The organism is Aestuariibaculum lutulentum (assembly GCF_032926325.1).
Taxonomy (GTDB): domain Bacteria; phylum Bacteroidota; class Bacteroidia; order Flavobacteriales; family Flavobacteriaceae; genus Aestuariibaculum; species Aestuariibaculum lutulentum.
The window spans coordinates 375038-397200 of sequence record NZ_CP136709.1 but is presented as its reverse complement, the minus strand read 5'-3'; the positions used below and the strand labels follow the sequence as shown (position 1 = coordinate 397200).

Annotated in this window: 16 protein-coding genes; 10 read left to right on the top strand and 6 right to left on the bottom strand. The window is 35.3% G+C overall.

Annotated elements, in window-relative coordinates:
- Positions 1-107: 107 nt before the first annotated feature.
- From R1X58_RS01670 to R1X58_RS01655, 4 genes are all read right to left on the bottom strand, one after another.
- Positions 108-3758: an ABC transporter permease/M1 family aminopeptidase gene (locus tag R1X58_RS01670; RefSeq protein ID WP_240571594.1), complete on the bottom strand. Its 3651-nt coding sequence runs from the start codon at positions 3756-3758 to the stop codon at positions 108-110.
- Positions 3759-3780: 22 nt separating this feature from the next.
- Positions 3781-4668 carry an ABC transporter ATP-binding protein gene (locus tag R1X58_RS01665; protein ID WP_240571592.1) on the bottom strand — a complete coding sequence of 296 codons (888 nt, stop codon included), beginning with the start codon at positions 4666-4668 and terminating at the stop codon, positions 3781-3783.
- 153 nt (positions 4669-4821) lie between these two features.
- A complete protein-coding gene (gene htpG / locus R1X58_RS01660; RefSeq protein ID WP_240571590.1) occupies positions 4822-6732 on the bottom strand; it encodes a molecular chaperone HtpG in 1911 nt (636 codons plus the stop codon).
- Between the two features lie 147 nt (positions 6733-6879).
- Entirely contained in the window at positions 6880-9300 is a 2421-nt protein-coding gene (locus R1X58_RS01655; RefSeq protein WP_240571588.1) for an alpha/beta hydrolase family protein, read from the bottom strand.
- 185 nt (positions 9301-9485) lie between these two features.
- Between R1X58_RS01655 and R1X58_RS01650 the strand changes: the two genes are divergently transcribed.
- On the top strand, positions 9486-10496 hold the full coding sequence (locus R1X58_RS01650; protein WP_240571587.1) for a 3-oxoacyl-ACP synthase III family protein: 1011 nt from the start codon (positions 9486-9488) through the stop codon (positions 10494-10496).
- Positions 10497-10978: 482 nt separating this feature from the next.
- On the opposite strand, the gene R1X58_RS01645 is transcribed toward R1X58_RS01650, so the two are convergent.
- The gene (locus R1X58_RS01645) at positions 10979-13438 is read right to left on the bottom strand and encodes an outer membrane beta-barrel family protein (protein ID WP_240571585.1); all 2460 of its coding nucleotides are present in this window, start codon (positions 13436-13438) and stop codon (positions 10979-10981) included.
- A 93-nt stretch (positions 13439-13531) separates the two neighbouring features.
- Here R1X58_RS01645 and R1X58_RS01640 point away from each other — a divergent pair, with 93 nt between their 5' ends.
- Positions 13532-13894: a CoA-binding protein gene (locus R1X58_RS01640; protein ID WP_240571582.1), complete on the top strand. Its 363-nt coding sequence runs from the start codon at positions 13532-13534 to the stop codon at positions 13892-13894.
- Here the strand turns inward: R1X58_RS01640 and R1X58_RS01635 are convergent.
- Entirely contained in the window at positions 13865-15313 is a 1449-nt protein-coding gene (locus R1X58_RS01635; protein ID WP_240571580.1) for a sodium:solute symporter, read from the bottom strand. The two genes, R1X58_RS01640 and R1X58_RS01635, sit on opposite strands and share 30 nt — an antisense overlap.
- Positions 15314-15429: 116 nt before the next feature.
- Here R1X58_RS01635 and recR point away from each other — a divergent pair, with 116 nt between their 5' ends.
- The 8 genes from recR to rpmB all read left to right on the top strand — a co-directional run bounded on the left by recR (position 15430) and on the right by rpmB (position 22154).
- The gene (gene recR, locus R1X58_RS01630) at positions 15430-16047 is read left to right on the top strand and encodes a recombination mediator RecR (RefSeq protein WP_240571578.1); all 618 of its coding nucleotides are present in this window, start codon (positions 15430-15432) and stop codon (positions 16045-16047) included.
- A gap of 55 nt (positions 16048-16102) precedes the next feature.
- The gene (locus tag R1X58_RS01625; protein ID WP_240571577.1) at positions 16103-17203 is read left to right on the top strand and encodes a glycosyltransferase family 2 protein; all 1101 of its coding nucleotides are present in this window, start codon (positions 16103-16105) and stop codon (positions 17201-17203) included.
- An 86-nt stretch (positions 17204-17289) separates the two neighbouring features.
- Positions 17290-18624 (top strand): dihydrolipoamide acetyltransferase family protein, encoded by a 1335-nt coding sequence (locus R1X58_RS01620; protein ID WP_240571576.1) that lies wholly within the window; start codon positions 17290-17292, stop codon positions 18622-18624.
- Between the two features lie 194 nt (positions 18625-18818).
- Positions 18819-19595 (top strand): 3'-5' exonuclease, encoded by a 777-nt coding sequence (locus R1X58_RS01615; protein ID WP_240571575.1) that lies wholly within the window; start codon positions 18819-18821, stop codon positions 19593-19595.
- 24 nt (positions 19596-19619) lie between these two features.
- Entirely contained in the window at positions 19620-20231 is a 612-nt protein-coding gene (locus R1X58_RS01610) for a fumarylacetoacetate hydrolase family protein (protein WP_240571574.1), read from the top strand.
- Complete coding sequence (locus tag R1X58_RS01605; RefSeq protein ID WP_240571572.1) at positions 20232-20573, top strand: Hpt domain-containing protein; 342 nt, start codon at positions 20232-20234, stop codon at positions 20571-20573. It begins immediately after the preceding gene.
- Between the two features lie 8 nt (positions 20574-20581).
- Positions 20582-21832: a competence/damage-inducible protein A gene (locus tag R1X58_RS01600; protein WP_240571571.1), complete on the top strand. Its 1251-nt coding sequence runs from the start codon at positions 20582-20584 to the stop codon at positions 21830-21832.
- Positions 21833-21917: 85 nt separating this feature from the next.
- Entirely contained in the window at positions 21918-22154 is a 237-nt protein-coding gene (gene rpmB / locus R1X58_RS01595; protein WP_188215045.1) for a 50S ribosomal protein L28, read from the top strand.
- The last annotated feature ends 9 nt before the right edge of the window (positions 22155-22163 follow it).

Genomic DNA, 22163 nt, shown 5'->3' with positions numbered 1-22163 from the left:
TTATTCTCTATATCTTTCAAATGTCTTGCCAATTTTGACATTTATAAGTTAATGAAATGTTATAAATTATCAAAAGACTTATTTTTATTAAAAACAGACCATAATTTTTAATCTGTTATTTCTTCTATAGGTTTTAAATTATCGTCAGGTATTCTGTCAATCATTTTATTGTAAGGATCAATGCCGGCTTTAACAGGAATTTTAGTTGTTGTAAATTTCAAAGTTGAATGTCCGGGTGCAATCCACATTTTTTTAAGCATAATGGGAGATTTAATGGTCATACCATTAGCATTAATTGTGTCTGAATTGAAAATTCCAATTTCTAGAATATTGGGTTTGTCTCCGGTTTTTAAAAGTTTACCATTACCATCGAAATAATTTTTAGAACTTTCAATATCAAGTGTAACTTCATACGTGTTATCATTTGTTTTCTTATACGTTGCACTTGAAATTTTGTTGTTATAAAGCGTAATGTTCTCAAAACTGTCGCTTAGGTAATATTGTAAAGAATCTGGTGTTACCGATTTCATATAGTTATACCATTCTGTAGTTGTGGTAAATGGTGCTTCCGGACGAAAACGAGCCGCTTCTGTATAGGCTTTGAAACCTTTATTTAAATTGTCTTCACCAATTAAATCCTGAAGTGCATATAAAATAAGGCCGCCTTTTTGATACCAAACGTATTGTTGATTATCGTTATCAAGTAATGTTTTTTCAAATTTACTTTCATTTGCTCGTCTTCTTAAATACGTATCTAATTCCCTTTTTAAGAATTTTTGCATCGCATCTACTCCATATTCATTTTTCATCACCATTAGAGAAGAATATTCTGCCATAGATTCTGAAATTTGATTGGAGCCTCTGGTTGCCGATGGGGTTATTTGATGTGCCCACCATTGATGTGCGACTTCGTGCGCAGTAACGGTAAACAGGTAATCCAAATCGTTGGGATCGCTAAAATCGCCCACCCAACCAAAACTTTCGGCGTAGGGAACGGTATTAGGAAAAGATTGCGCAAAGGTTGAATAGCGCGGAAATTCCAAAATACGCATTTGGCGGTATTGGTAAGGACCGTAGTTTTTTGAGAAATAGTCCATAGACTTTTTAACGCCTTTTACAAACCGGTCAATGTTGTAGGTATGTGTCGGATGGTGAAAAATCTGGATAATTACTTTTTCACCAGAGCTGCCAATCCATTCGTCTTCATGAACGCTGTAATTTGCAGATGAAATATTGTAGAAGAAATCTAATTCGCCCCGCATTTTGTAGGAGTAGTATTTTCTTCCGTTTTCTTCCCATTCCTTTTGAAGGTTTCCAGGTAAAATAGCAATTTGGTCTGGAGCAGTGCTTACGGTGCCTTCAAAAGTTATATAATCGGCGTCATCGTTAAATAACAGATTACTGGTTCCCCAAGGGTCGGTTTGTTCTGGTAACTGATAATCTTTAATTGGTAAATCGTGTTTTTTGCGATCAAGATCCCCTGTAATTTCACTATTGGCACTATATCCGAATGACGGGAAAAAGTCATTGTTTAAAAACGTACCATTGTATACAATATCCGACCCTGTACCTTCATTGGGGAAGCCTTTGTATTTTCCGGTGACTTCCAGAGTCATGTGTATAGTGTCATGAGGTTTTAAAGGACTATTGAAGACATATATTTCGTAGCCGTAGTCATCATACCGATGACCAAGTTTTGGGTTCACTCCATTTAAGGTAAATGTATTGACTTCTTTTTTTATTAAACCTTCGGCGCCCCAGTTTAAATGTAATGAATCAATAATTTCATTGGTTTTGTTAACCAGTATGTAGTCCACCTTAATTTTAGCTTTTCTTTCTTCGGGATATAAATCAGCAGTTAATTTGACATCAATAACTTTGGGTTGCGCGATTTTATCGTATTTGCTGAGCTCTTTTTCATAATTAGCTTGTGCCAAAGTGCCTTGATCTTTGGTTTTATAATGGTTTATGGTTTTGGTGTTATAGTTTATAAACGCTCCGGAGCCTATAAAAACGATAAATAGAACGACAAATGTTCCAACAGTTTTAAGGTTTAATCTGTCTTTTAATATTTGCCATCTTGTTTTTATACCAGAATCCGTACCGCGAATCCAGTATAAATACCCTATAACAACAAGCACACTTCCGCAGGCCAGCCAATACGTTCTAAACCAGAATAAAGCAGTTCCGAAGTGTCCAAAGCCATTCATGTCAGAGACTGTATAGCGTGGGGCATAGCTGTATAGGTATAAATTGTTATCGACATCGGCTAATGCATTCAAACCAAATAAAAGTGCCCAGATGGCTATGGCAATAACATGCCCTAAAAACTTTTTGGTAACCAAAGAATGCACAAAAAAAGCAAGCATAACAAAGGTGATGTATTTTGGGAATTCAATTAAATATAAGTCAATAAAGTATTTGTCGAATTCAAAGTTGAAATAACCTTTAAGGATTTGAGTAAGTACCCCGCTGACTAAAACTAAATTTACCAGAAGAAAACTTATAATGACCAAAGCAATAAATTTTGATCCGTAAATTATTCTATTTGGGATGGGGAGTGCTCCAAAAATCTGATTGTAATTAACATGTTGCTCCCTGTGTATTACTTCGCCGGTCATGAATACAATAAGAACAAAGATTAAAACGATGAAATTAAAATCTTTAACTTCTAACATATAATAGGTGAGTGGTAGTGATGGTGTGCCGTAAACAGGAAAGCCATACCAGGCATCGAACAGTAAAAAAGCAACGGCAGCAATTAAAATGGCTTTAAAGAAATGGTCTCTAATAATGTTTTTTATTTCCATAAAGGCCAGACTAAATAGTAGTTTAAAGTTTAAACTGGCCGAATATACTTTACTCACTTTAGGGATTTTTGTAAGTTCTGCAGAGTTATTTGTTTCTGCTAAATCTTCTGTTTTCTTCTTTTTAGCGTCATAGTTTTTATTCAGGAATTTCTGAAAATCGAATTTAAATAAAGCAAAGGTAAACGCCAGTAAGCCAATACCAACCCATAGTAATCTGTTCCAAAGTAAAAGACTGGAGGAGAACGGCACAGTTAAGGTATTCTGTTCTTCTGGAGTCCAGTATTGTGTTATATTGCTAAATGCTGAAAGTCCAAAGGGGTCGAGGATACTTACCAAATCTTTGTTTTCAATGTCTTGGGTTAAGGTAAGTGTCACCAAATAGGTTATGAATAATACAGCTCCACCAGCATACGCAAGCATAACTTTTTTTGTGATACTAACCAGTGTAAAGAAGATGCTTCCTGTAAATAAAAAGTTAGCCCAGTATAATGTGAGTGTTGGTTGAATATAACTCCATAAATTAAGAGTTGTAAACCTGTCGGCTTCCACATACCCGGCAAAAGGGCCAATGGCAAAACCAATAATAAGTCCCAGATGAAGACCAAAACCAACAAAAAACAAAGTGAATAATGAACCTAAAAACCGACCTAAAATATAGCCTTTTTCGGTTATTGGGTAGGAGAAGTAATAGTTTTCGGTTTTGTGTTCGATATCTCTGTAAACAGGTACTCCAAGAATTGCGCTGGATAACATGGTTCCAAAAATGCTTACCACACATAACATTCTGGCAATGGCAATAGGTGAGTTTACAAAAACTTTCTCTGAAGCTGGCCCGTTACCTCCAATAGCCAGAATAAGACCGAAAACTAACAGGATGCCAAAATAGGCCCAAGTAGCAGGTCTTTTAAATCTGTACTTAATCTCGAATAAAAAGATTTCTTTAAACATAATACAAAGTTTTAAGGATTAATTATGCTAAAGCAGAATCGATACGAGATGAGATTTCTGAAAAATAGACATCTTCTAAATTAGCAGGGCTCGATTCAAAAGTAGCGTCAGGTTGTACATCACTTAACACATGAATAATAGTTTGTCCGCTTTTCAGGTGAGTCGAAATCACCTGAAGATCTGTTTTATACTGTTCTAAATCTGATTTTTCAATGGCTTTCTTCCAGATTTTTCCTTTTACTTCCTGAGTTAAAGCAATAGGGTTTCCTTGTAAAACGACTTCGCCTAAACATATTATAGCCATATTGCTGCATAAGTTTGAAACATCGTCTACAATGTGGGTGGATAGGATAACAATGGTGTTTTCGCCAATTTCACTTAAAAGATTATGAAAACGCACACGTTCAGCAGGGTCTAATCCAGCTGTAGGTTCATCAACTATAATTAATCGAGGGTCGCCAATGAGAGCTTGTGCAATACCAAAGCGCTGTTTCATTCCTCCGGAATAGGTGCCTAAACTTTTATTTCGAACATCCCACAGGTTTGTTTTTTGAAGTAAGGATTCCACTAAATCTTTTCGTTCACCTTTATTTGAAATGCCCTTTAAAGCGGCAATATGAGAAAGCATGTTGTACGAGCTAATTTTCGGGTATACCCCAAATTCCTGAGGTAAATACCCTAATATTTTCCTCACTTTATCTTTTTCTTTTAATACATCAATATCGTTAAGTGTCACAGAACCTGAATCGGCTTGTTGTAAAGTGGCTAAGGTTCGCATTAATGAGGATTTTCCTGCTCCGTTAGGTCCAAGTAGTCCAAACATACCTTGCGGAATGGTTAAGGTGACGTTTTTTAGGGCTTGTACTCCGTTTGAATACGTTTTACTTAAATTATTGATGTGTAGCGCCATAGAAGAAGTTGTTTAAAGGTTAGTGCTACGCTAAAGATAAGTAAAAATGTAGTATTTATCTGTTAATGAGTAGGTTGTTTGTAGGGTTGAGGTATAAAAAAACCACTTTACATTTGTAAAGTGGTTTCCTTTATATAAAAAGTAAAAGTGAAATTACTTTAAAATCTCGTAGCTGCGTTTAATGAAGTTTGTTAGTTCTTCACCTTTTAATAGACCTTGAGATAAACGTGCTAAATCTAAACTTTGGTTAATTAAGCGTTCTTGTTCGGCTTTATCACCTTTGTTTAAAATATCGCTAACTAAATCGGAGTTGGTGTTAACAACTAAGTTGTACATTTCTGGCATGTTACCAAACATGTTCATACCGCCACCTCCGGTAGCCTGCATTTCTTTCATACGACGCATAAATTCCGGTTGCGTGATAATAAAAGGCGATGCATTACTGTCCATAGCTTCTAATTGTACCATGAATTTTTCAGAAGGAATAACTTCTTTTAATAATTCATCTAAAACTTTCTTCTGGTCGTCATCTAATTTAGAAATTGTAGTTTCATCTTTCTTAATTAAATTATCGATGTGGTCACCATCTACACGTGCAAAAGAAATGTTTTCTTTAGTGGTTTCCAGTTTTTGGATTAAATGCGAAACAATTGGAGAATCTAATAACAGAACCTCATAGTTTTTCGCTTTGGCAGCTTCAATATAACTGTGTTGTGCATCGGTATTTGAGGCATAAAGCACCACTAACTTACCATCTTTATCGGTTTGGTTTGCTTTAATTTTATTGTAAAGCTCTTCGTAAGTGTAATACGTTCCATCCACCGTTGGGTATAAAGCAAATGCATCGGCTTTTTCGAAGAATTTTTCTTCAGAAAGCATACCGTATTCAATTACCACTTTAATGTCGTTCCATTTCGCTTCAAAATCTTCACGGTTATTGTTGAATAAGGATTTTAATTTATCGGCAACTTTACGGGTAATGTACGATGAAATCTTTTTAACGGCACCGTCAGCCTGTAAGTACGAACGCGAAACGTTTAATGGAATGTCAGGCGAATCAATAACACCACGTAACATCGTTAAGAATTCAGGCACTATACCTTCAACATTATCGGTTACGAACACCTGATTTTGGTATAACTGAATTTTATCTCTTTGGATATTCATATCCTGTCCTAACTTAGGGAAGTATAAAATACCTGTTAAGTTAAACGGATAATCTACATTTAAATGAATGTGGAATAACGGATCTTCAAACTGCATTGGGTACAACTCACGGTAGAAGTTTTTATAATCCTCGTCTTCTAAATCGGTTGGTTGCTTTGTCCATGCCGGGTTTGGGTTGTTGATAATATTATCAACTGTAATTTTTCTGTGTGGCTCTTTAGTTTCTTTACCGTCTTTATCGGTAATGGTTGCAGGTTCATGCTCAGGATCGTTTACTTCCTTAGTTCCAAATTTAATTGGAATAGGCATGAACTTGTTGTATTTTAAAAGTAACTCACGAATACGAGATTCTTCAAGGAATTCGGTAGAATCTTCAGCAATGTGAAGAATAATTTCTGTTCCTCTGTCTTCTTTAGTTCCTTCTTCTAAAGTAAATTCAGGAGAACCATCACAGGTCCAGTGTGCAGCAGGTGCACCAGTATGAGATTTAGTGATGATTTCCACTTTTTCAGCCACCATAAATGCTGAGTAGAATCCTAAACCAAAGTGACCAATAATACCAGAATCTTTAGCAGAATCTTTGTATTTGTCTAAAAACTCTTCAGCACCAGAGAATGCTACCTGGTTGATGTATTTCTCAACTTCTTCAGCACTCATACCAATACCTTGATCGATAATGTGAAGTTTTTTTCCTTCTTTGTCTATTTTAACTTCAATTTGTGGGTTGCCATATTCTGAAGTTGACTCACCTATACTGGTAAGGTGTTTTAATTTTAAAGTGGCATCGGTACCATTACTTATTAATTCACGTAAAAAGATTTCGTGGTCGCTGTATAAGAATTTTTTAATGAGCGGGAAGATGTTTTCAACCGAAACATTAATATTTCCTTTTGTCATGATATATTGTTTTTATTCTGTTTATAATTATATGTTTTTGCTTTATTCAACAAAAATGCCAACCCAAAAAATGTGACAAACTGACATTAAAAAAGGTCATTCTGTAACTTTGAATGACCTTTTTGTGAATTTTATATGTTTTATAATTTATTCTTCTACTTTCCTGTTTTTTACGTGTTTTTCTAACCATTGGTCTTGTTCCCATAACAGGTGAAGTATAGATTCTTCAGCTGCATAACCATGACTTTCTTTAGGTAACATAACTAATCTTACAGGAGCGCCTAATCCTTTTAAGGCATTAAAATAACGCTCACTTTGTAGTGGGTATGTTCCGGAATTATTGTCTGCTTCACCATGAATTAATAATAATGGGGTTTTCATGGTATCGGCATGCATAAATGGCGACATATTATAATATATTTCCGGGGCTTCCCAGTAATTGCGTTCTTCACTTTGGAAGCCGAATGGGGTAAGTGTTCTGTTGTAAGCACCACTTCTGGCAATTCCTGCAGCAAATAGGTTAGAGTGAGAAAGTAAGTTAGCGGTCATGAATGCCCCATAGGAATGTCCGCCAACAGCCACTTTATTTCTGTCTATATAACCTAAGTCGTCAACAGCATCAATTGCAGCTTTAGCATTTCCAACTAATTGTTTAATAAAGGTGTCGTTAGGTTCTTCGTCACCTTCACCAACAATTGGGAAAGAAGCATCGTCTAAAACCACATAGCCTTTTGTAATCCAGAAAATTGGTGAGCCATAAGAAGGATACGTAAATTCGTTAGAGTTGGAGGTGCTTTGTCCGGCACTGCTTTTGTCTTTGTATTCTCTGGGGTACGCCCACATCACCATAGGGTACTTTTTACCTGGTTCGTAGTCGGTAGGTAAGTATAAGGTTCCGGTTAGTTCTAAACCATCATAGCGTTTGTATTTGATGATTTCTTTATGAACATCCTGAATACTTTTAAACGGATTTTCAAACAGAGTAAGAGGCACGGGAGCCATACGTTTCTTAATATTTCTTACATAGTAGTTTGGGTATTCGTTTTTAGATTCTACTCGAACTAAAATTTCACCTTTGTTAATATCTATAGCCATAGCTATATCTTCTATTTTGTCTTTGAGTGAAGATTGATATAGTCTGGTTGTTTTTTTTGTGTTTAAATCGAATTCATCAACAAAAGGAAATTTCCCGTTTTCGGTATAACCATCACCAATTAAAAATATTTTATTTCTATTAATATTTAATGTATAACGTCCGTATTCATTTCTGGACGTTACAGGATTACCAGGATTGCTGTATACATCCTGATAATTTCTATCGTAAATAATCTCTGGTTTTAATTTATTGTTGGAAGGATTAAAGATATAAGCTTTAGTGTTTCTGGTGTTCCACCATCTATCAAAAGCGATAGCGGTAGTTTCATTACCCCATTCAATACCTGCATAGCGATTAATGGTTTTTAATAACGATGTTGGCTGGTCTGAAAAGGGTGCTTTTTGTTGGAATATCTCGTCTCTAAAGTCGACTTCTACAGCAGGGTCTCCTTGATCTAAGGCTTCTGCCCAAACAAGTGTTGCCGGCTGGTCGTCTCTCCAGGATAGATTACGCATACCTGTTCTAACAGCCATAAACCCCTGAGGTAAATCTTCAATTAAAGGAACTTCTAAAATGTTTTTAATAAGTTTGGCATTGGTGTCATAAATTTTAGTTGCCGAGGGGAATCTGGAATAAGGAACCAGATATGAAAAGGGTTTTTTTATGGTTTCTACCATAATGTAATTCCCATCCGGTGAAAAGGAAATGTCAGAATACATATCACTAGCCATCCATGATGATTCTTTACCATTTAAATCTACTTTGTGTAATTCTGAAGTTACCAGCTGTTCAAAATTATGTTCGTCAGTTTTGTTTTTAAGTAAATCCTGATACGTTCTGTTTTGTGCCATAACACCAGCTTCACTTTCGGAAATTGTAGGACCGGTTGGAACAGCTGTTTTTGTGTCAATAAGATCTTGTCTTGTTTTAGGTAAAACTTTAATTAGCAAAGAGGCATTATCTTTAAACCAGTAAAAAGGATTTCCTGTATTAGCGTTTAAATTATCGTTCGTGATTTTTTTAGCTGATTTTGTGGCAATATCCAATACCCAAAGTTCAACACCGTTAGAGGTTGTATTTGTAAATGCCATTTTTTCCTGATTAGGAGACCATGAAAAATTAGAAAATCTTGGGTTTGTAGGTAATCCTGAAACGTCACTTTCCAAGCTTTTTCTTCCAACACGAACTTTTAAATGGTTATAATAACGTTCTCTACTACTTATGTTGGTTTTCGGATTAATACGTAAACCACCTAAACGCATTTCGGTTTCCGATAATGTAGCAATGCTTTTGAAATTACTGCGGTATAGAAATACCATATTTGCTCCTTTACTATCAATTCGAATGGAAGGAGCCAAAGGAGCAGTCGCAAGTTCTAAGATTTCTTTAGAAGGTTTTTGATAGGTTAAGTTTTCTTGCCCATGAATAGTAAGTCCGGTGACAAGAAAACAGTAAAATAGAATTTTTTTCATTTTGAATGATTTGAATTAGTCAAGTTTTAAATTTAATTAAAACGGGGTAATAAAATTAAAAAGTAATGTTAAAAGGTCTGGTATGCTCACTTGAGATGTTAGAATAGATTTTAATGGCTTTTTGTAGTTTTGATAGTAAATAATATATAACTTGTAATGAGTATAACTAAACTAAATTCAAAATAATGTATAATTCAAAAATTATTGGCTTAGGAAAGTATGTACCGGATCATGTGGTAACCAACCAGGATTTATCTAAAATGATGGATACCAATGATGAATGGATTCAGGAACGTACAGGAATACAGGAGCGCCGATGGGTGAAAGAAGGAAGTGGAGATACCACGGCCACCATGGGTATTAAAGCCGCTAAAGTGGCGATTGAGCGCGCAGGGATTGATAAAGATGATATCGATTTTATCATATTCGCGACCTTGAGTCCGGATATGTATTTCCCAGGACCGGGTGTTCAGGTGCAACATGCCTTAGATATAAAAACTGTGGGAGCTTTAGATGTTAGAAACCAGTGTTCAGGTTTTGTTTATGCGCTTTCTGTTGCCGACAATTTTATTAAAACCGGTATGTATAAAAATGTTCTGGTTATAGGTAGTGAATTGCATTCTCACGGATTAGATAAAACAACTCGGGGACGTGGAGTTTCGGTGATTTTTGGAGATGGAGCAGGTGCAGCTGTATTAACCAGAGAAGAAGATAATACAAAGGGCATTTTATCAACCCATTTACATGCTCAGGGAGAGCATGCCGAAGAATTGGTATTAATGGCTCCTGGTATGGGAACGCGTTGGGTAAATGATATTTTGGCAGATAACGACCCGAATGATGAAAGTTACTATCCGTATATGAACGGACAGTTTGTGTTTAAAAATGCCGTAGTTCGTTTTAGCGAGGTGATAATGGAAGGTCTACTGAAAAATAATTTAACGTCTGAAGCCATCGACATGCTTATTCCACATCAGGCGAACTTACGTATCGCTCAGTTTATTCAAAAGAAATTTAATTTGAAGGATGATCAGGTATTTAATAATATCCAGAAATATGGTAATACAACGGCAGCATCAATTCCTATTGCGCTAACGGAAGCTTGGGAAGAAGGCAAAATAAAAGAAGGAGACACGGTGGTTTTAGCTGCTTTCGGAAGCGGTTTCACCTGGGGTAGTGTGATTATCAACTGGTAAAAAAACAATAAAAAAACCCAAAACGATAAGTTTTGGGTTTCAAAGCTATTAATCAACTTCAAATTAACACAATCTGTATGTTTTGAAGAATGTACTATATAAGACGTTGTAACTTGTATTTTATTGCAATGGTCTTTCTGTTTAACGTCATTTTAACAGAATAAAAAATCCGGAAGTTTGAGAACAACCGGATTTTGTTTATACAATTCTTACATGTGTAATGTTATAATAATGTGTAGACGACTAACTCTAAATAATTATTTTTTTGAATAATAGCAAGATTGTATAGAATCGTAACGTATAGGATTTCTAATTATTGTGTAACAAATGTAATTTTTTTAAAACTTTAACATTTTGACAATTAATTAGTTATAATTTAATAAAAATAAAGCCTCAAAGTATTTATGCTTTGAGGCTTCTTTTCAGCGATAAAAAGGAATCACTAATCAAAAATTTTTATTTAAAGATTTTTAATGTTCATTTTACATAAATCCGCCACCACCAGATTTGGTATTATTATCTCTGTTTTTTCTTGATTTTGCTTTGTATTTTCCTCCACCAAATCTATAGGATAATCCAACATTCCAGGTGTTGCTTTCCCAGTTAAAGGCACCTTCCTGTATAAACGGTTTCTCTCCATAAAAGGCGAATTCCATGGTGTTGAAAATATCGTTGTAATTTAAACTCAACATGCCTCGGCCTTGGGCAAATGCCACACGAGCTCCAAGATTAACAAAATACATTGGTTTTCTCTCAAACTGAATGGTTTTGTTTTTTCCACGGTAAAATCCAAAGGCGGTTAGACTAACTGTTTTACTAAGACTAAAGTTGTTGTACATTCTTAAATTCCATAGCACATTGTCTACTTCATCAATATTGGTTTCTATATCGTTAACAGTTGCATTTTCAATAGGTACGGTTAATTCTTCAGCAATACCCTTTTGGGTTTGAGAGTATAAATCGAAGCTACCATTAATATTCCACCATTTAAAAGGACGGTAATTACTCGATAGTTCCATTCCAAAGGCTGAGGTGTCGTCAAAATTGTCGTGAGTTAAAATGACTCTTCCCGAAGTCACATCACTTCTGTCGATAAATAGGGCTCTATTAATTTCATTCGAGATTATTCTGTAAAACACACCGCCGGTAACGGTTCCCTTGTGTTTGTTAAGGGTTCTGGTATAATTGGCTTCGATGGAATTGGTGAATTGAGGTTCTAAATTAATATTACCGTAAGACGAAATTAATGGCGTACTCCATTCTTTAATTGGGTTGACCTGACCAATGCCTGGACGATCAACACGACGACTATAACTGAGCTGATAGGCATTTTTTTCTGAAGGCGTATAGGTGAAAAATGCTGAAGGATATAATTCAAAATAATCATTTTTAAATCGTTGCGTACTTTCAGCTTCTGAAGATAAAGCATAGGCATCTTCTTTTACATTTTCAGCACGCAGGCCGATTTGGTAGTTCAATTTTTCGAAAGATTTACTGTAAGTTGCATACGCCGAATAAATATCTCTGGTGTAGTCGAAATTAGTATCTGGTGTTGGTCTTAAAATACCTTCACTATTTAGGGTTTGCCCGGTTGATGAATAAGCAATCTCCGAATTAAACAATCGTGCTTGCAGACCGGCTTCTAATTTTGCAGTTTCAGAAAGTGGGTTTACATAATCTAAGTTTAGAGTAATACTTTCTCGATCGGTAAAATTAAAATCTTTATAATCTTCATTTGGGCCAAGAAGAAAGGTGAAATCAACTGGGCTTTCATCGTCAAACACATTGTAATCGGCTTCAAATTCAATATTGTGTCCTTCTTTTTTAAAATCTAATTTATAGTCAAAATTGTATTGAGACGAATTGTTGTTTCCGGTAGAATTGAAAATCTGACTTTGGTTATAGATTTCATCATCGTAAAAAATGGCATCTGTTTTACCATAAGTGCTATTTTCAGAGGTGTTTTGTGTGGTGAAAACAGAAATGGTGTTTTTCTCGTTTAAATAAAAATCAACCCCAACTTTGTATAGATGTGATTTCCTTTTGTCCAGAAAATTGAAAAACTGTTCAGAATTATTTTCAGGTCTGTAAACGTAGCCGTTATTTCTGTTTTTTGAGATGTCGTTGCTATAACTTCCGTAAAAATTAAATTTCCCGTTGCGATAATTTAAATCCAGAGAACTGTTGAATTTCGCTTCATATTCATGAGTAAGTCCTACAGAAACATTGCCGTTAAAACCTTGCATGGTGTTTTTATGAAGAATGATATTGATAATACCACTCATACCTTCAGGATTATATTTTGCCGAAGGATTGGTAATAAGTTCTATGGATTTAATAGCCGTTGAAGGAATTTGTTTTAGTAACTGGGCTGTTGGAATATTAGATAGTTTACCATCGACCATAACCCGAACGTTTTGGTTTCCGCGTAAGCTAATATCTCCGGTTTGCTCATCGATACTTACAGATGGAATCCCAACCATAAGTTGTGATGCGCTTCCGGTTGCTGCCAGATCTTTACCAATGGTTATTATTTTTCTATCCACTTTTTGTTGAATGGATGAGACATCGGCAACGACAGTAACTTCGTCTAAACCTTCGGCTTCTTCCTCCAAAAGAATATTCCCTAAATTAATGTCGTAGCTGTTTTTTCCTATAAAAATGGGTTTGTTTACAGTTTTGTAACCAATATATTGAATATTGACAACGATATTGCCTTCCTCTAATTTTTCAATTTTAAACGACCCGTTTTCCTGGGTGATACCGCCTGTGATAATTGATCCGTTGGATGATTTTATAACGATATTTACATAAGGTAAGGGTTGGTTTAAATTAGCGTCTAATACGGTACCGAAAATAGTACCTTTTTTGTCTGTAGATAAAGCAAAAGCTTCAATAGTAGACAGGACAACTATTAAGCATAGTGCCAGTAGTTTTTTCATTTTGATTGATTGATTTTTTGATTGATGTATAATTAAGACGTTCCAATTCAAAATCTGTTACTATATTTAAAAAGTATTAACAGTTTTTAACATATGAATAAGAAAACACTTGTGCTTGGCGCCTCTTTAAAACCCGGTAGATATTCTAATTATGCAATTCATAAATTAGTGGAAGAGAATTTTGAAGTCGTGGCTATCGGAAACCTTAAAGGTGAGGTCGAAGGAGTTAAAATTGATACTGACCAATTACCTTATGAAGGTATTCATACCGTGACCTTATATTTAAATCCGAAGAATCAGATACCCTATTACGATTATATTGTTTCGTTAAAACCACAGCGCATAATATTTAACCCCGGAACAGAAAATCCGGAGTTATTTGTTATTTTAAAGGAGAATAATATTTATTTTGAAACAGCCTGTTCGTTAGTGCTGCTTTCTACGAATCAGTATTAAACCTAAAAAGGTAAGTAGTCCGTTAATGATTAATATTTCAAACCCAATTTGGTAGCCGTTAAGCAATTCAACGGAATATTCATTGATGAAATAAGAGAATATTGGAGCTACCAAAGCGATAATCCAAACGTACTTGTCTTTTAGATTTTGTTTGGTGAAAATACCGAAAGCGAACAAGCCAAGTAATGGTCCGTAAGTATATCCCGCAGCTTTAAACAGTTCCCAAATCACGGAAACGTCTTTAAATAAAGCATCGAAAATAATAATGACAACAACAAGAAGTGCACTAATAAAGGCATGGGCTTGCTTTCTAATACGTTTTCTGTTGGCTTCAGGTTTTTTATCTAATTCAATAATATCTATACAAAACGATGTTGTTAAAGAGGTTAAGGCAGAGTCTGCACTACTGTAAGCCGCCGCAATTAAACCTAGGATAAAAAAGGCTGAAGTGGCGAAGCCGATGTCTGGTAACATGGCAATGGTCGGAAATAAATCGTCCTTTCTTGCTGTAATATTATTTTGAATGGCATATTGCGTTAGCAAAAGTCCTAAAACCAGGAATAGGATATTTACAAAAATTAAAACCACACTAAATGAAAGCATATTTTTTTGAGCTTCCTTTATATTTCGGCAGGTTAAATTTTTCTGCATCATATCCTGATCCAGTCCGGTCATGGTAATGGTGATAAACATACCAGATAAAAAGCTTTTTATAAAATACTGTGCATCGTTAACATCATCAAAAAAGAAGACTTTACTCATAGCATTCGATGTTACATTGTTGTACACATCAGAAATACTATGAAGTTCTAAAGCATTAGCTAAAAAGAAAATGGTAACCACAACCGATATGAGCATGAATAAGGTTTGAAGCGTATCGGTAAAAATGATGGTTTTTATGCCGCCTTTAAAGGTATAAAGCCAAATAAGTAATACGGTAATAATTACAGTAATCGAAAAAGGAATGCCATATTGGTCGAATACCAAAAGCTGTAAAACTTTTGCAACTAAAAACAATCGGAATGACGCCCCAACGATTCTGGAAATTAAAAATGCAACCGATCCTGTTTTGTAACTGGTGTTTCCAAAACGGTCTTTTAAATACGTGTAAATAGAGGTTAAGTTAAGTTTATAATAAATAGGAAGCAATACATAGGCAATAGCCAGATAGCCAAAGAAATATCCGAAAACAACCTGTAAATATCCAAATTGTTTGGTTTCAACGGCTCCAGGAACCGAAATGAAGGTCACACCCGAAAGCGAAGCGCCAATCATCCCAAAAGCAACCAAATACCATGGAGCAGATTTGTTGGCCTTAAAAAAGGCATCGTTAGAGTCTTCCTTTCCTGTGAAATAGGAGATTAAAATTAAAACACTAAAATAAGCTGCAATTAAGATTAAGATTTGAGTTGCCGACATTTAAATTTGTTTTAGCGACCAAAATACAAAATTACTTTTCAGTCTCAGGAATTCATATAGTTTTATTAATTTGATACTTATTAATTAAGATGTTTAAAAAATATTAAATTCGCGGCATGGAATTCTCATCAAAATTATTGGAACGCGCAGTTAATGAAATGTCTCAGTTACCAGGTATTGGTAAACGCACGGCCTTGCGTTTGGTGCTCCATATGTTAAAGCAGCCCAAAGAACAAACGTCAATGCTTGTAGCGGCTTTACAGACAATGCGAAACGATATCAAGTTTTGCAAGTCCTGTAATAATATTAGTGATGTGGAATTGTGTGAAATATGCTCAAATCCAAACCGAGATGAATCGGTTGTTTGTGTTGTTGAAGATATTAGAGACGTGATGGCTATTGAAAATACAAGTTCATTTAAAGGCTTGTACCATGTGCTTGGTGGTAAAATTTCTCCAATGGATGGGGTGGGACCTCATGATCTTAATATTCAGCCTTTAATAAAAAAAGTTCAGGAAGGTAAAATAAAGGAGCTTATTTTTGCGTTAAGTTCTACTATGGAAGGCGACACCACTAATTTTTATATCTATAAACAGATACAGGAATATAATATTTACACCTCTACAATTGCCCGTGGTATTTCTGTTGGCGACGAATTAGAGTATGCTGATGAAATTACCTTAGGTCGGAGTATTGTGAATCGAGTCCCTTTCGAATCATCTTTAAAATCTTAATAGCTAACAAAAACCAAATAAATTGCAACCTCCCAAAAGCTGTATTAATCATCCTTTGAAACTCTCAATAGTCATTTTAAATTATAACGTACGCTACTTTTTAGAGCTCTGCTTAAAAAGTGTACAAGCTGCTGTCACAGATATTGACGCAGAAATCATTGTTGTCGACAATAATTCTGAAGATGATAGTTGTAAAATGGTTAAAGAGTTATTTCCGGAAGTAAAACTTATAGAAAATAAAGAAAATTACGGATTCTCTAAAGGAAATAATATAGGTGTTGCTAAGGCAAAGGGAGAATACATATGTATATTAAATCCCGACACAGTAGTTGCTGAAGATACTTTTAGCAAACTATTAAGTTTTGCAGATAATACCACCGATTTAGGTATTGTTGGTTGTAAATTGATTAATGGTGTAGGTGAGTTTTTACCGGAAAGTAAGCGTAATGTGCCTTATGTGAAAGTGGCATTTAAAAAAATGCTTGGCAAACCTGAGCTATATTATGCGAATCATATTGATGAAAACGCAATAGGAAAAGCTAAAATATTAGTAGGAGCCTTTATGCTGATGAAGCGAGATGTTTTTCTTCAGGTTGGCGGGTTCGATGAGGAGTATTTTATGTATGGTGAAGATATCGATTTGTCATACAGTATTTATAAAGCAGGATATTCTAATTATTATTTTGGGGAAACTACCGTTTTACATTATAAAGGAGAAAGTACCCTAAGAGATAAACACTATGTAAAACGCTTTTATGGGGCGATGCAGATTTTCTATCAGAAGCATTTTAAAAAGAATTTACTTTGTGATTTCACGGTTTGGTCTGCCGTTAAAATGGCTTATCTAATAAATAAAGCGCCGGTAAGTAAGGCAAAACAGGTTAATGAGTACGCCTTCATGTCATCTCAAATGAACGACAGTTTAAAGGCTGTATTGCCAAAAGAGGTCGTTCTGAAAAATTGTTTGGAAAGTATTCAGGATACCACCGAAATTATATTTGATGGAAATACCTGGTCTTATAAAGAAATTATAACAGCCATTGAGAAGAAAAAGGCTTATAAATCGGTTACTTACAAAATCTTACCTAAAGACAGTTCCTTTATTATAGGAAGTGATAATGCCATCTGCAGAGGTGAAATTATAAATTTAACTTAGTTTTAATTGAAAATTATTTAAAGGAATTGATGATTTTTAAGTAATTTTGCAAGCGCAAATTAAAAACTAAGTATTACTTTATTGATATGGCAAAATTCGAACTTAAGTTACCAAAAATGGGAGAAAGTGTTGCAGAGGCAACCATTACATCTTGGTTAAAAGAAGTAGGAGATACGATTGAACTGGATGAAACCGTCTTAGAAATTGCAACAGATAAAGTAGATAGTGAAGTGCCAAGTGAAGTAGAAGGGGTGCTTATCGAAAAGTGTTTCGATGTTAACGATGTGGTTCAGGTAGGACAGGTTGTTGCAATAATAGAAACAGAAGGAGAAGGAGTTATTGCGAAAGAGGCAACTGAAACTTCAGTTGTTGAGTCTAATGATGAAGAAATTGTTGCGGTAGAGGAAGTTGTTGAGTCTATAAAGAAAGTAAAGGAAACTTTGGCACCTGTTGCTGTAGCTTCAACTGAAGATAGATTTTATTCACCGTTAGTTAAGAATATCGCAAAAGAAGAAGGTATTGCTCAGGAAGAGTTAGATGCTATTACTGGAACAGGGAAAGAAGGAAGAGTAACTAAAAACGATATTTTAGACTATATCGCTAATAAAGAAAATGGTACAGTTGTAGCTCAAAAAGTTGAAACTAAACCTGTAGCCCAACCTAAAGCTCCGGAAAAACCAAAATCGGCACCGGCTCCGGTAATCAGTAGCGATGGTGACGAGATTATTGAAATGACGCGTATGGGTAAAATCATCGCGCATCATATGGTAGAATCTGTGCAGACATCTGCTCACGTGCAAAGTTTTATTGAGGCCGATGTGACAAATATCTGGAACTGGAGAAAGAAAGTTAAAGATAACTTTATGAAACGTGAAGGTGAAAATCTGACTTTTACACCGATCTTCATGGAAGCGATTGCTAAGGCTTTACGCGATTATCCGTTAATGAATATTTCTGTGCAAGGCGATACCATTATAAAGAAAAAGAATATCAACCTGGGTATGGCAGCATCTTTACCTGATGGAAATTTAATTGTACCGGTTATTAAAAATGCCGATCAGTTAAACTTGGTTGGTATGACAAAGCAGGTTAACGATTTAGCAAAACGTGCTAGAGCAAATCAGTTAAAGCCAGACGATATTCAGGGTGGAACGTATACAGTTACTAATGTGGGAACCTTTGGCAGTATCATGGGGACGCCAATTATCAATCAGCCACAAGTAGGTATTTTAGCGCTTGGAGCGATTAGAAAAGTGCCTGCGGTTATTGAAACGCCTGATGGAGATTTTATCGGTATCCGTTATAAAATGTTCTTATCGCACTCTTACGATCACCGTGTAGTTAATGGTGCTTTAGGAGGAGAGTTTGTAAAAGCGGTTAAAGACTATCTTGAAGCCTGGGATGTGAATAGAGAAATCTAAAGAAAAATAAAAATTAAATTATATCGAAACCAACCTATAAAAGGGTTGGTTTTGTTTTTTACGCTTACTCAATTTAGTATCTTTACCGCAAAGTAATTGTTCTCTTTTTCAAATAGAGGGAAGAGATAAGAGATTGATGATTCGAATCAGGTTTCGAAGGAATCTAGTCTCATTTAATGAGTAAAAATTATAGAATGCAACTTAATTTAAATAAGCCCATTTGTTTTTTCGATCTAGAAACAACAGGTGTAAACATTACAACCGACAGAATTGTTGAAATTGCCATTTTAAAAGTACATCCTAACGGAAAGGAAGAAAGTAAGCGTTGGTTGGTCAATCCAACCATTCCAATTCCTAAAGAAGTAACCGCAATTCATGGAATTTCAGATGAAGATGTAGCCGATAAACCAACGTTTAAGGAAGTAGCTAAAGAAGTTTATAACCTGATAAAGGATTCCGATTTAGGCGGATTTAACAGTAACCGATTTGATATTCCCTTGTTAGCTGAAGAAATGTTACGTGCTGAGGTAGATTTCGATATGAAAAACAGATTGGCGGTAGATGTGCAAACCATTTTTCACAAAATGGAACAACGGACTCTAAGCGCAGCTTATAAATTTTACTGCGATAAAAACTTAGAAGACGCGCACACAGCAGAAGCAGATACTTTGGCGACTTACGAAGTGCTGAAAGCGCAGATTGCCAAGTATGACGATTTAGAAAACGACACCAAGTTTTTGGCAGAATTTAGTTCAAGAAAACAGTTTGCAGATTTTGCAGGATTCATAGCTTATAATAAAAATGGAGAAGAATGTTTCTCTTTTGGAAAACATAAAGGGAAATTAGTAACCGAAATTTTAGAGTCTGAACCAGGCTATTTTGGATGGTTGCTTAATGCCGATTTTCCGCTTTACACTAAAAAAGTATTAACATCCATTAAGCTAAGAAGCTTAAATAATAAACTTGGGTAATCTCTATTTCAATCTGTTTTAATTATGAAGATTATTTGCATCGGTAGAAATTATACCGAACATATTAAGGAGTTGCAAAATGAAAAACCAACCGATCCGGTGGTTTTTTTGAAACCTGACACCTCGGTATTGTTAAAGAAACAACCGTTTTTTATTCCAGATTTTTCAAACGATGTACACCACGAAGTTGAGATTCTTGTTAAAATCAATCGCATAGGTAAGCATATCGACAGAAAGTTTGCTCATAAATATTATAGTGAGATTGGTCTGGGGATTGATTTTACAGCGCGCGATCTGCAAAGCGAATTAAAAGCCAAAGGCTTACCCTGGGAAAAAGCAAAATCTTTTGATGGAGCAGCAGTAATAGGTGAGTGGTTACCGGTATCTGATTTCGAGGATATTAATGCCGTTGAATTTTCGTTAAAAAAGAACGAAAAAATTGTGCAATTAGGAAATACCAGCCACATGCTTTGGAAAATTGATGAATTAATAGAATATGTTTCTAAATATTTCACTTTAAAGATTGGAGATATTATATTTACGGGAACTCCATCTGGCGTTGAAAAAGTGAATGCAAACGATAAGCTCAAGGGCTATATAGGAGAAAAAGAAATGTTTTCAATAACAGTTAAATAAATGGAACAGCATTACAAATTAGAAAGAGTACGCGAATTAGCAGATAACGACGAAGATTTCATAAAAACTTTGGCTGAGGCGTTTTTAGAAGAAGTGCCGGAAGATGCCGAGCGTTTAAAAAAAGCCGTTGCCGAAAAAGATTATCACGAAGCGTATCAGGCGGCACATAAAATGAAACCTACAATAGATTTATTCGAATTAGGGGTTTTAGAAACGTTAATAGAAGTACAGGACTGGGGTAAGTTTACAAAAACAGATTTAGATATCTCGAATCAACTTGAAATAGTAATAGCAGCTGTCGATAATGCCGTTGCTGAAATAAAATCAGACTTTAATATATAGAGAATTACATGTTAGCCGAAATCATCACCATAGGAGACGAACTTCTAATTGGTCAAGTTATTGATACCAATTCTGCATTTATTGCAAAGCAGCTCAATAAAATTGGGGTGTCGGTGTATCAGATAACCTCGGTTCAGGATGATAAGGATCATATATTAAAGGCGCTTGAAGATGCTGAAAAACATGTCGATGTCGTTATTCTTACCGGAGGTTTAGGACCAACGAAAGACGATATTACTAAAAAAACGATAGCCGAGTATTTTGGTGATACTTTAGTGAGGAACGAAGCTGTTCTAAAAAATATAGAGACTATTTGGAGTGGACACGTAAGTGGGCTTTTACTTCAGGTAAATAAAGATCAGGCTTTAGTGCCTTCGAAATCTAAAGTACTTATGAACCGTTTAGGAACGGCACCAGGTATGTGGATGGAAAAAGGAGATAAGACCTTTATTTCCCTTCCAGGTGTACCACATGAGATGCAGGCTTTGGTTGAAAACGAAGTTATTCCAAAAGTTAAAGGCAAATACAATTGTCCGTTTATTTTACACAAAACTTTATTGGTTTATGGCTTAGGTGAAAGCGCCCTTGCCGAACGTATTGAGGCCTGGGAAGATGCTTTGCCTAAATATATTAAACTGGCGTATTTGCCAAGTTTGGGTAAAATGCGTTTGCGCCTATCCGCGAAAGGATTTGATGAAGCTGAGTTAAGGAAAAATGTAGATGCCGAAATCGCTAAAGTTATTCCTTTAATTAAAGACGAGTTTTTCGGATTAGAGGATGAAGAGGGTTCTGTTGAAGTGGTCATCGCTAACAGATTGACCAAAATAGGGAAGACCCTGGCTATGGCCGAAAGTTGTACTGGAGGAAAAATTGCCGAGCAATTCACATCACACCCGGGGGCATCAGCTTATTTTAAGGGTGGTGTTGTAACGTATTCTACACAATCGAAAATTAATATTTTAGGAATTTCAAAAGAACTTGTTGAAGAGCATTCGGTGGTTAGCAAAGCTGTTGTTGAAGCGATGGCTAAAAATGCTTTAGAATTATTTCAATCAGACTTTGCCGTGGCCACAACAGGTAATGCCGGACCAAGTAAAGGCGATTCTGATGCCGAAATAGGAACGGTTCATATTGCCATTGCTACAAAAAATGGGGTCTATTCAGAAAAATTTATGCTTGGAAATCAGCGTGTGAAAGTGATTGATAAAGCAGTAAATAAGGCCTTGGAAATGCTTTTAAAAGAAATTTTTAAAAATTGATGAAATTTAAGTTGTTACAAATGAAAGAATTTGTATATTTGCACCTCGATTTTAAACAATAAAGAAAATTTAAAGTTATATAATAATGTCAAGAGTTTGTGAACTAACAGGAAAGAAGGCAATGGTTGGAAACAACGTGTCTCATGCTATGAATAAAACTAAACGCAAATTTAATGCGAATTTAGTAAAGAAACGTTTTTACATTCCAGAAGAAGACAACTGGATAACTTTAAAGGTTTCTACATCTGCATTAAAAACTATCAATAAAATTGGTATTTCTGCAGCGTTAAAAGAGGCAAAGTCTAAAGGATTTTTAAAATAATAGCCACAT

Excerpts from the sequence above, each read along its gene's own strand:
- R1X58_RS01670 (WP_240571594.1), bottom strand. The coding sequence starts at position 3,758 with ATGTTTAAAGAAATCTTTTTATTCGAGATTAAGTACAGATTTAAAAGA.
- R1X58_RS01665 (WP_240571592.1), bottom strand. The coding sequence starts at position 4,668 with ATGGCGCTACACATCAATAATTTAAGTAAAACGTATTCAAACGGAGTA.
- htpG (WP_240571590.1), bottom strand. The coding sequence starts at position 6,732 with ATGACAAAAGGAAATATTAATGTTTCGGTTGAAAACATCTTCCCGCTC.
- R1X58_RS01655 (WP_240571588.1), bottom strand. The coding sequence starts at position 9,300 with ATGAAAAAAATTCTATTTTACTGTTTTCTTGTCACCGGACTTACTATT.
- R1X58_RS01650 (WP_240571587.1), top strand. The coding sequence starts at position 9,486 with ATGTATAATTCAAAAATTATTGGCTTAGGAAAGTATGTACCGGATCAT.
- R1X58_RS01645 (WP_240571585.1), bottom strand. The coding sequence starts at position 13,438 with ATGAAAAAACTACTGGCACTATGCTTAATAGTTGTCCTGTCTACTATT.
- R1X58_RS01640 (WP_240571582.1), top strand. The coding sequence starts at position 13,532 with ATGAATAAGAAAACACTTGTGCTTGGCGCCTCTTTAAAACCCGGTAGA.
- R1X58_RS01635 (WP_240571580.1), bottom strand. The coding sequence starts at position 15,313 with ATGTCGGCAACTCAAATCTTAATCTTAATTGCAGCTTATTTTAGTGTT.
- recR (WP_240571578.1), top strand. The coding sequence starts at position 15,430 with ATGGAATTCTCATCAAAATTATTGGAACGCGCAGTTAATGAAATGTCT.
- R1X58_RS01620 (WP_240571576.1), top strand. The coding sequence starts at position 17,290 with ATGGCAAAATTCGAACTTAAGTTACCAAAAATGGGAGAAAGTGTTGCA.
- R1X58_RS01615 (WP_240571575.1), top strand. The coding sequence starts at position 18,819 with ATGCAACTTAATTTAAATAAGCCCATTTGTTTTTTCGATCTAGAAACA.
- R1X58_RS01610 (WP_240571574.1), top strand. The coding sequence starts at position 19,620 with ATGAAGATTATTTGCATCGGTAGAAATTATACCGAACATATTAAGGAG.
- R1X58_RS01605 (WP_240571572.1), top strand. The coding sequence starts at position 20,232 with ATGGAACAGCATTACAAATTAGAAAGAGTACGCGAATTAGCAGATAAC.
- R1X58_RS01600 (WP_240571571.1), top strand. The coding sequence starts at position 20,582 with ATGTTAGCCGAAATCATCACCATAGGAGACGAACTTCTAATTGGTCAA.
- rpmB (WP_188215045.1), top strand. The coding sequence starts at position 21,918 with ATGTCAAGAGTTTGTGAACTAACAGGAAAGAAGGCAATGGTTGGAAAC.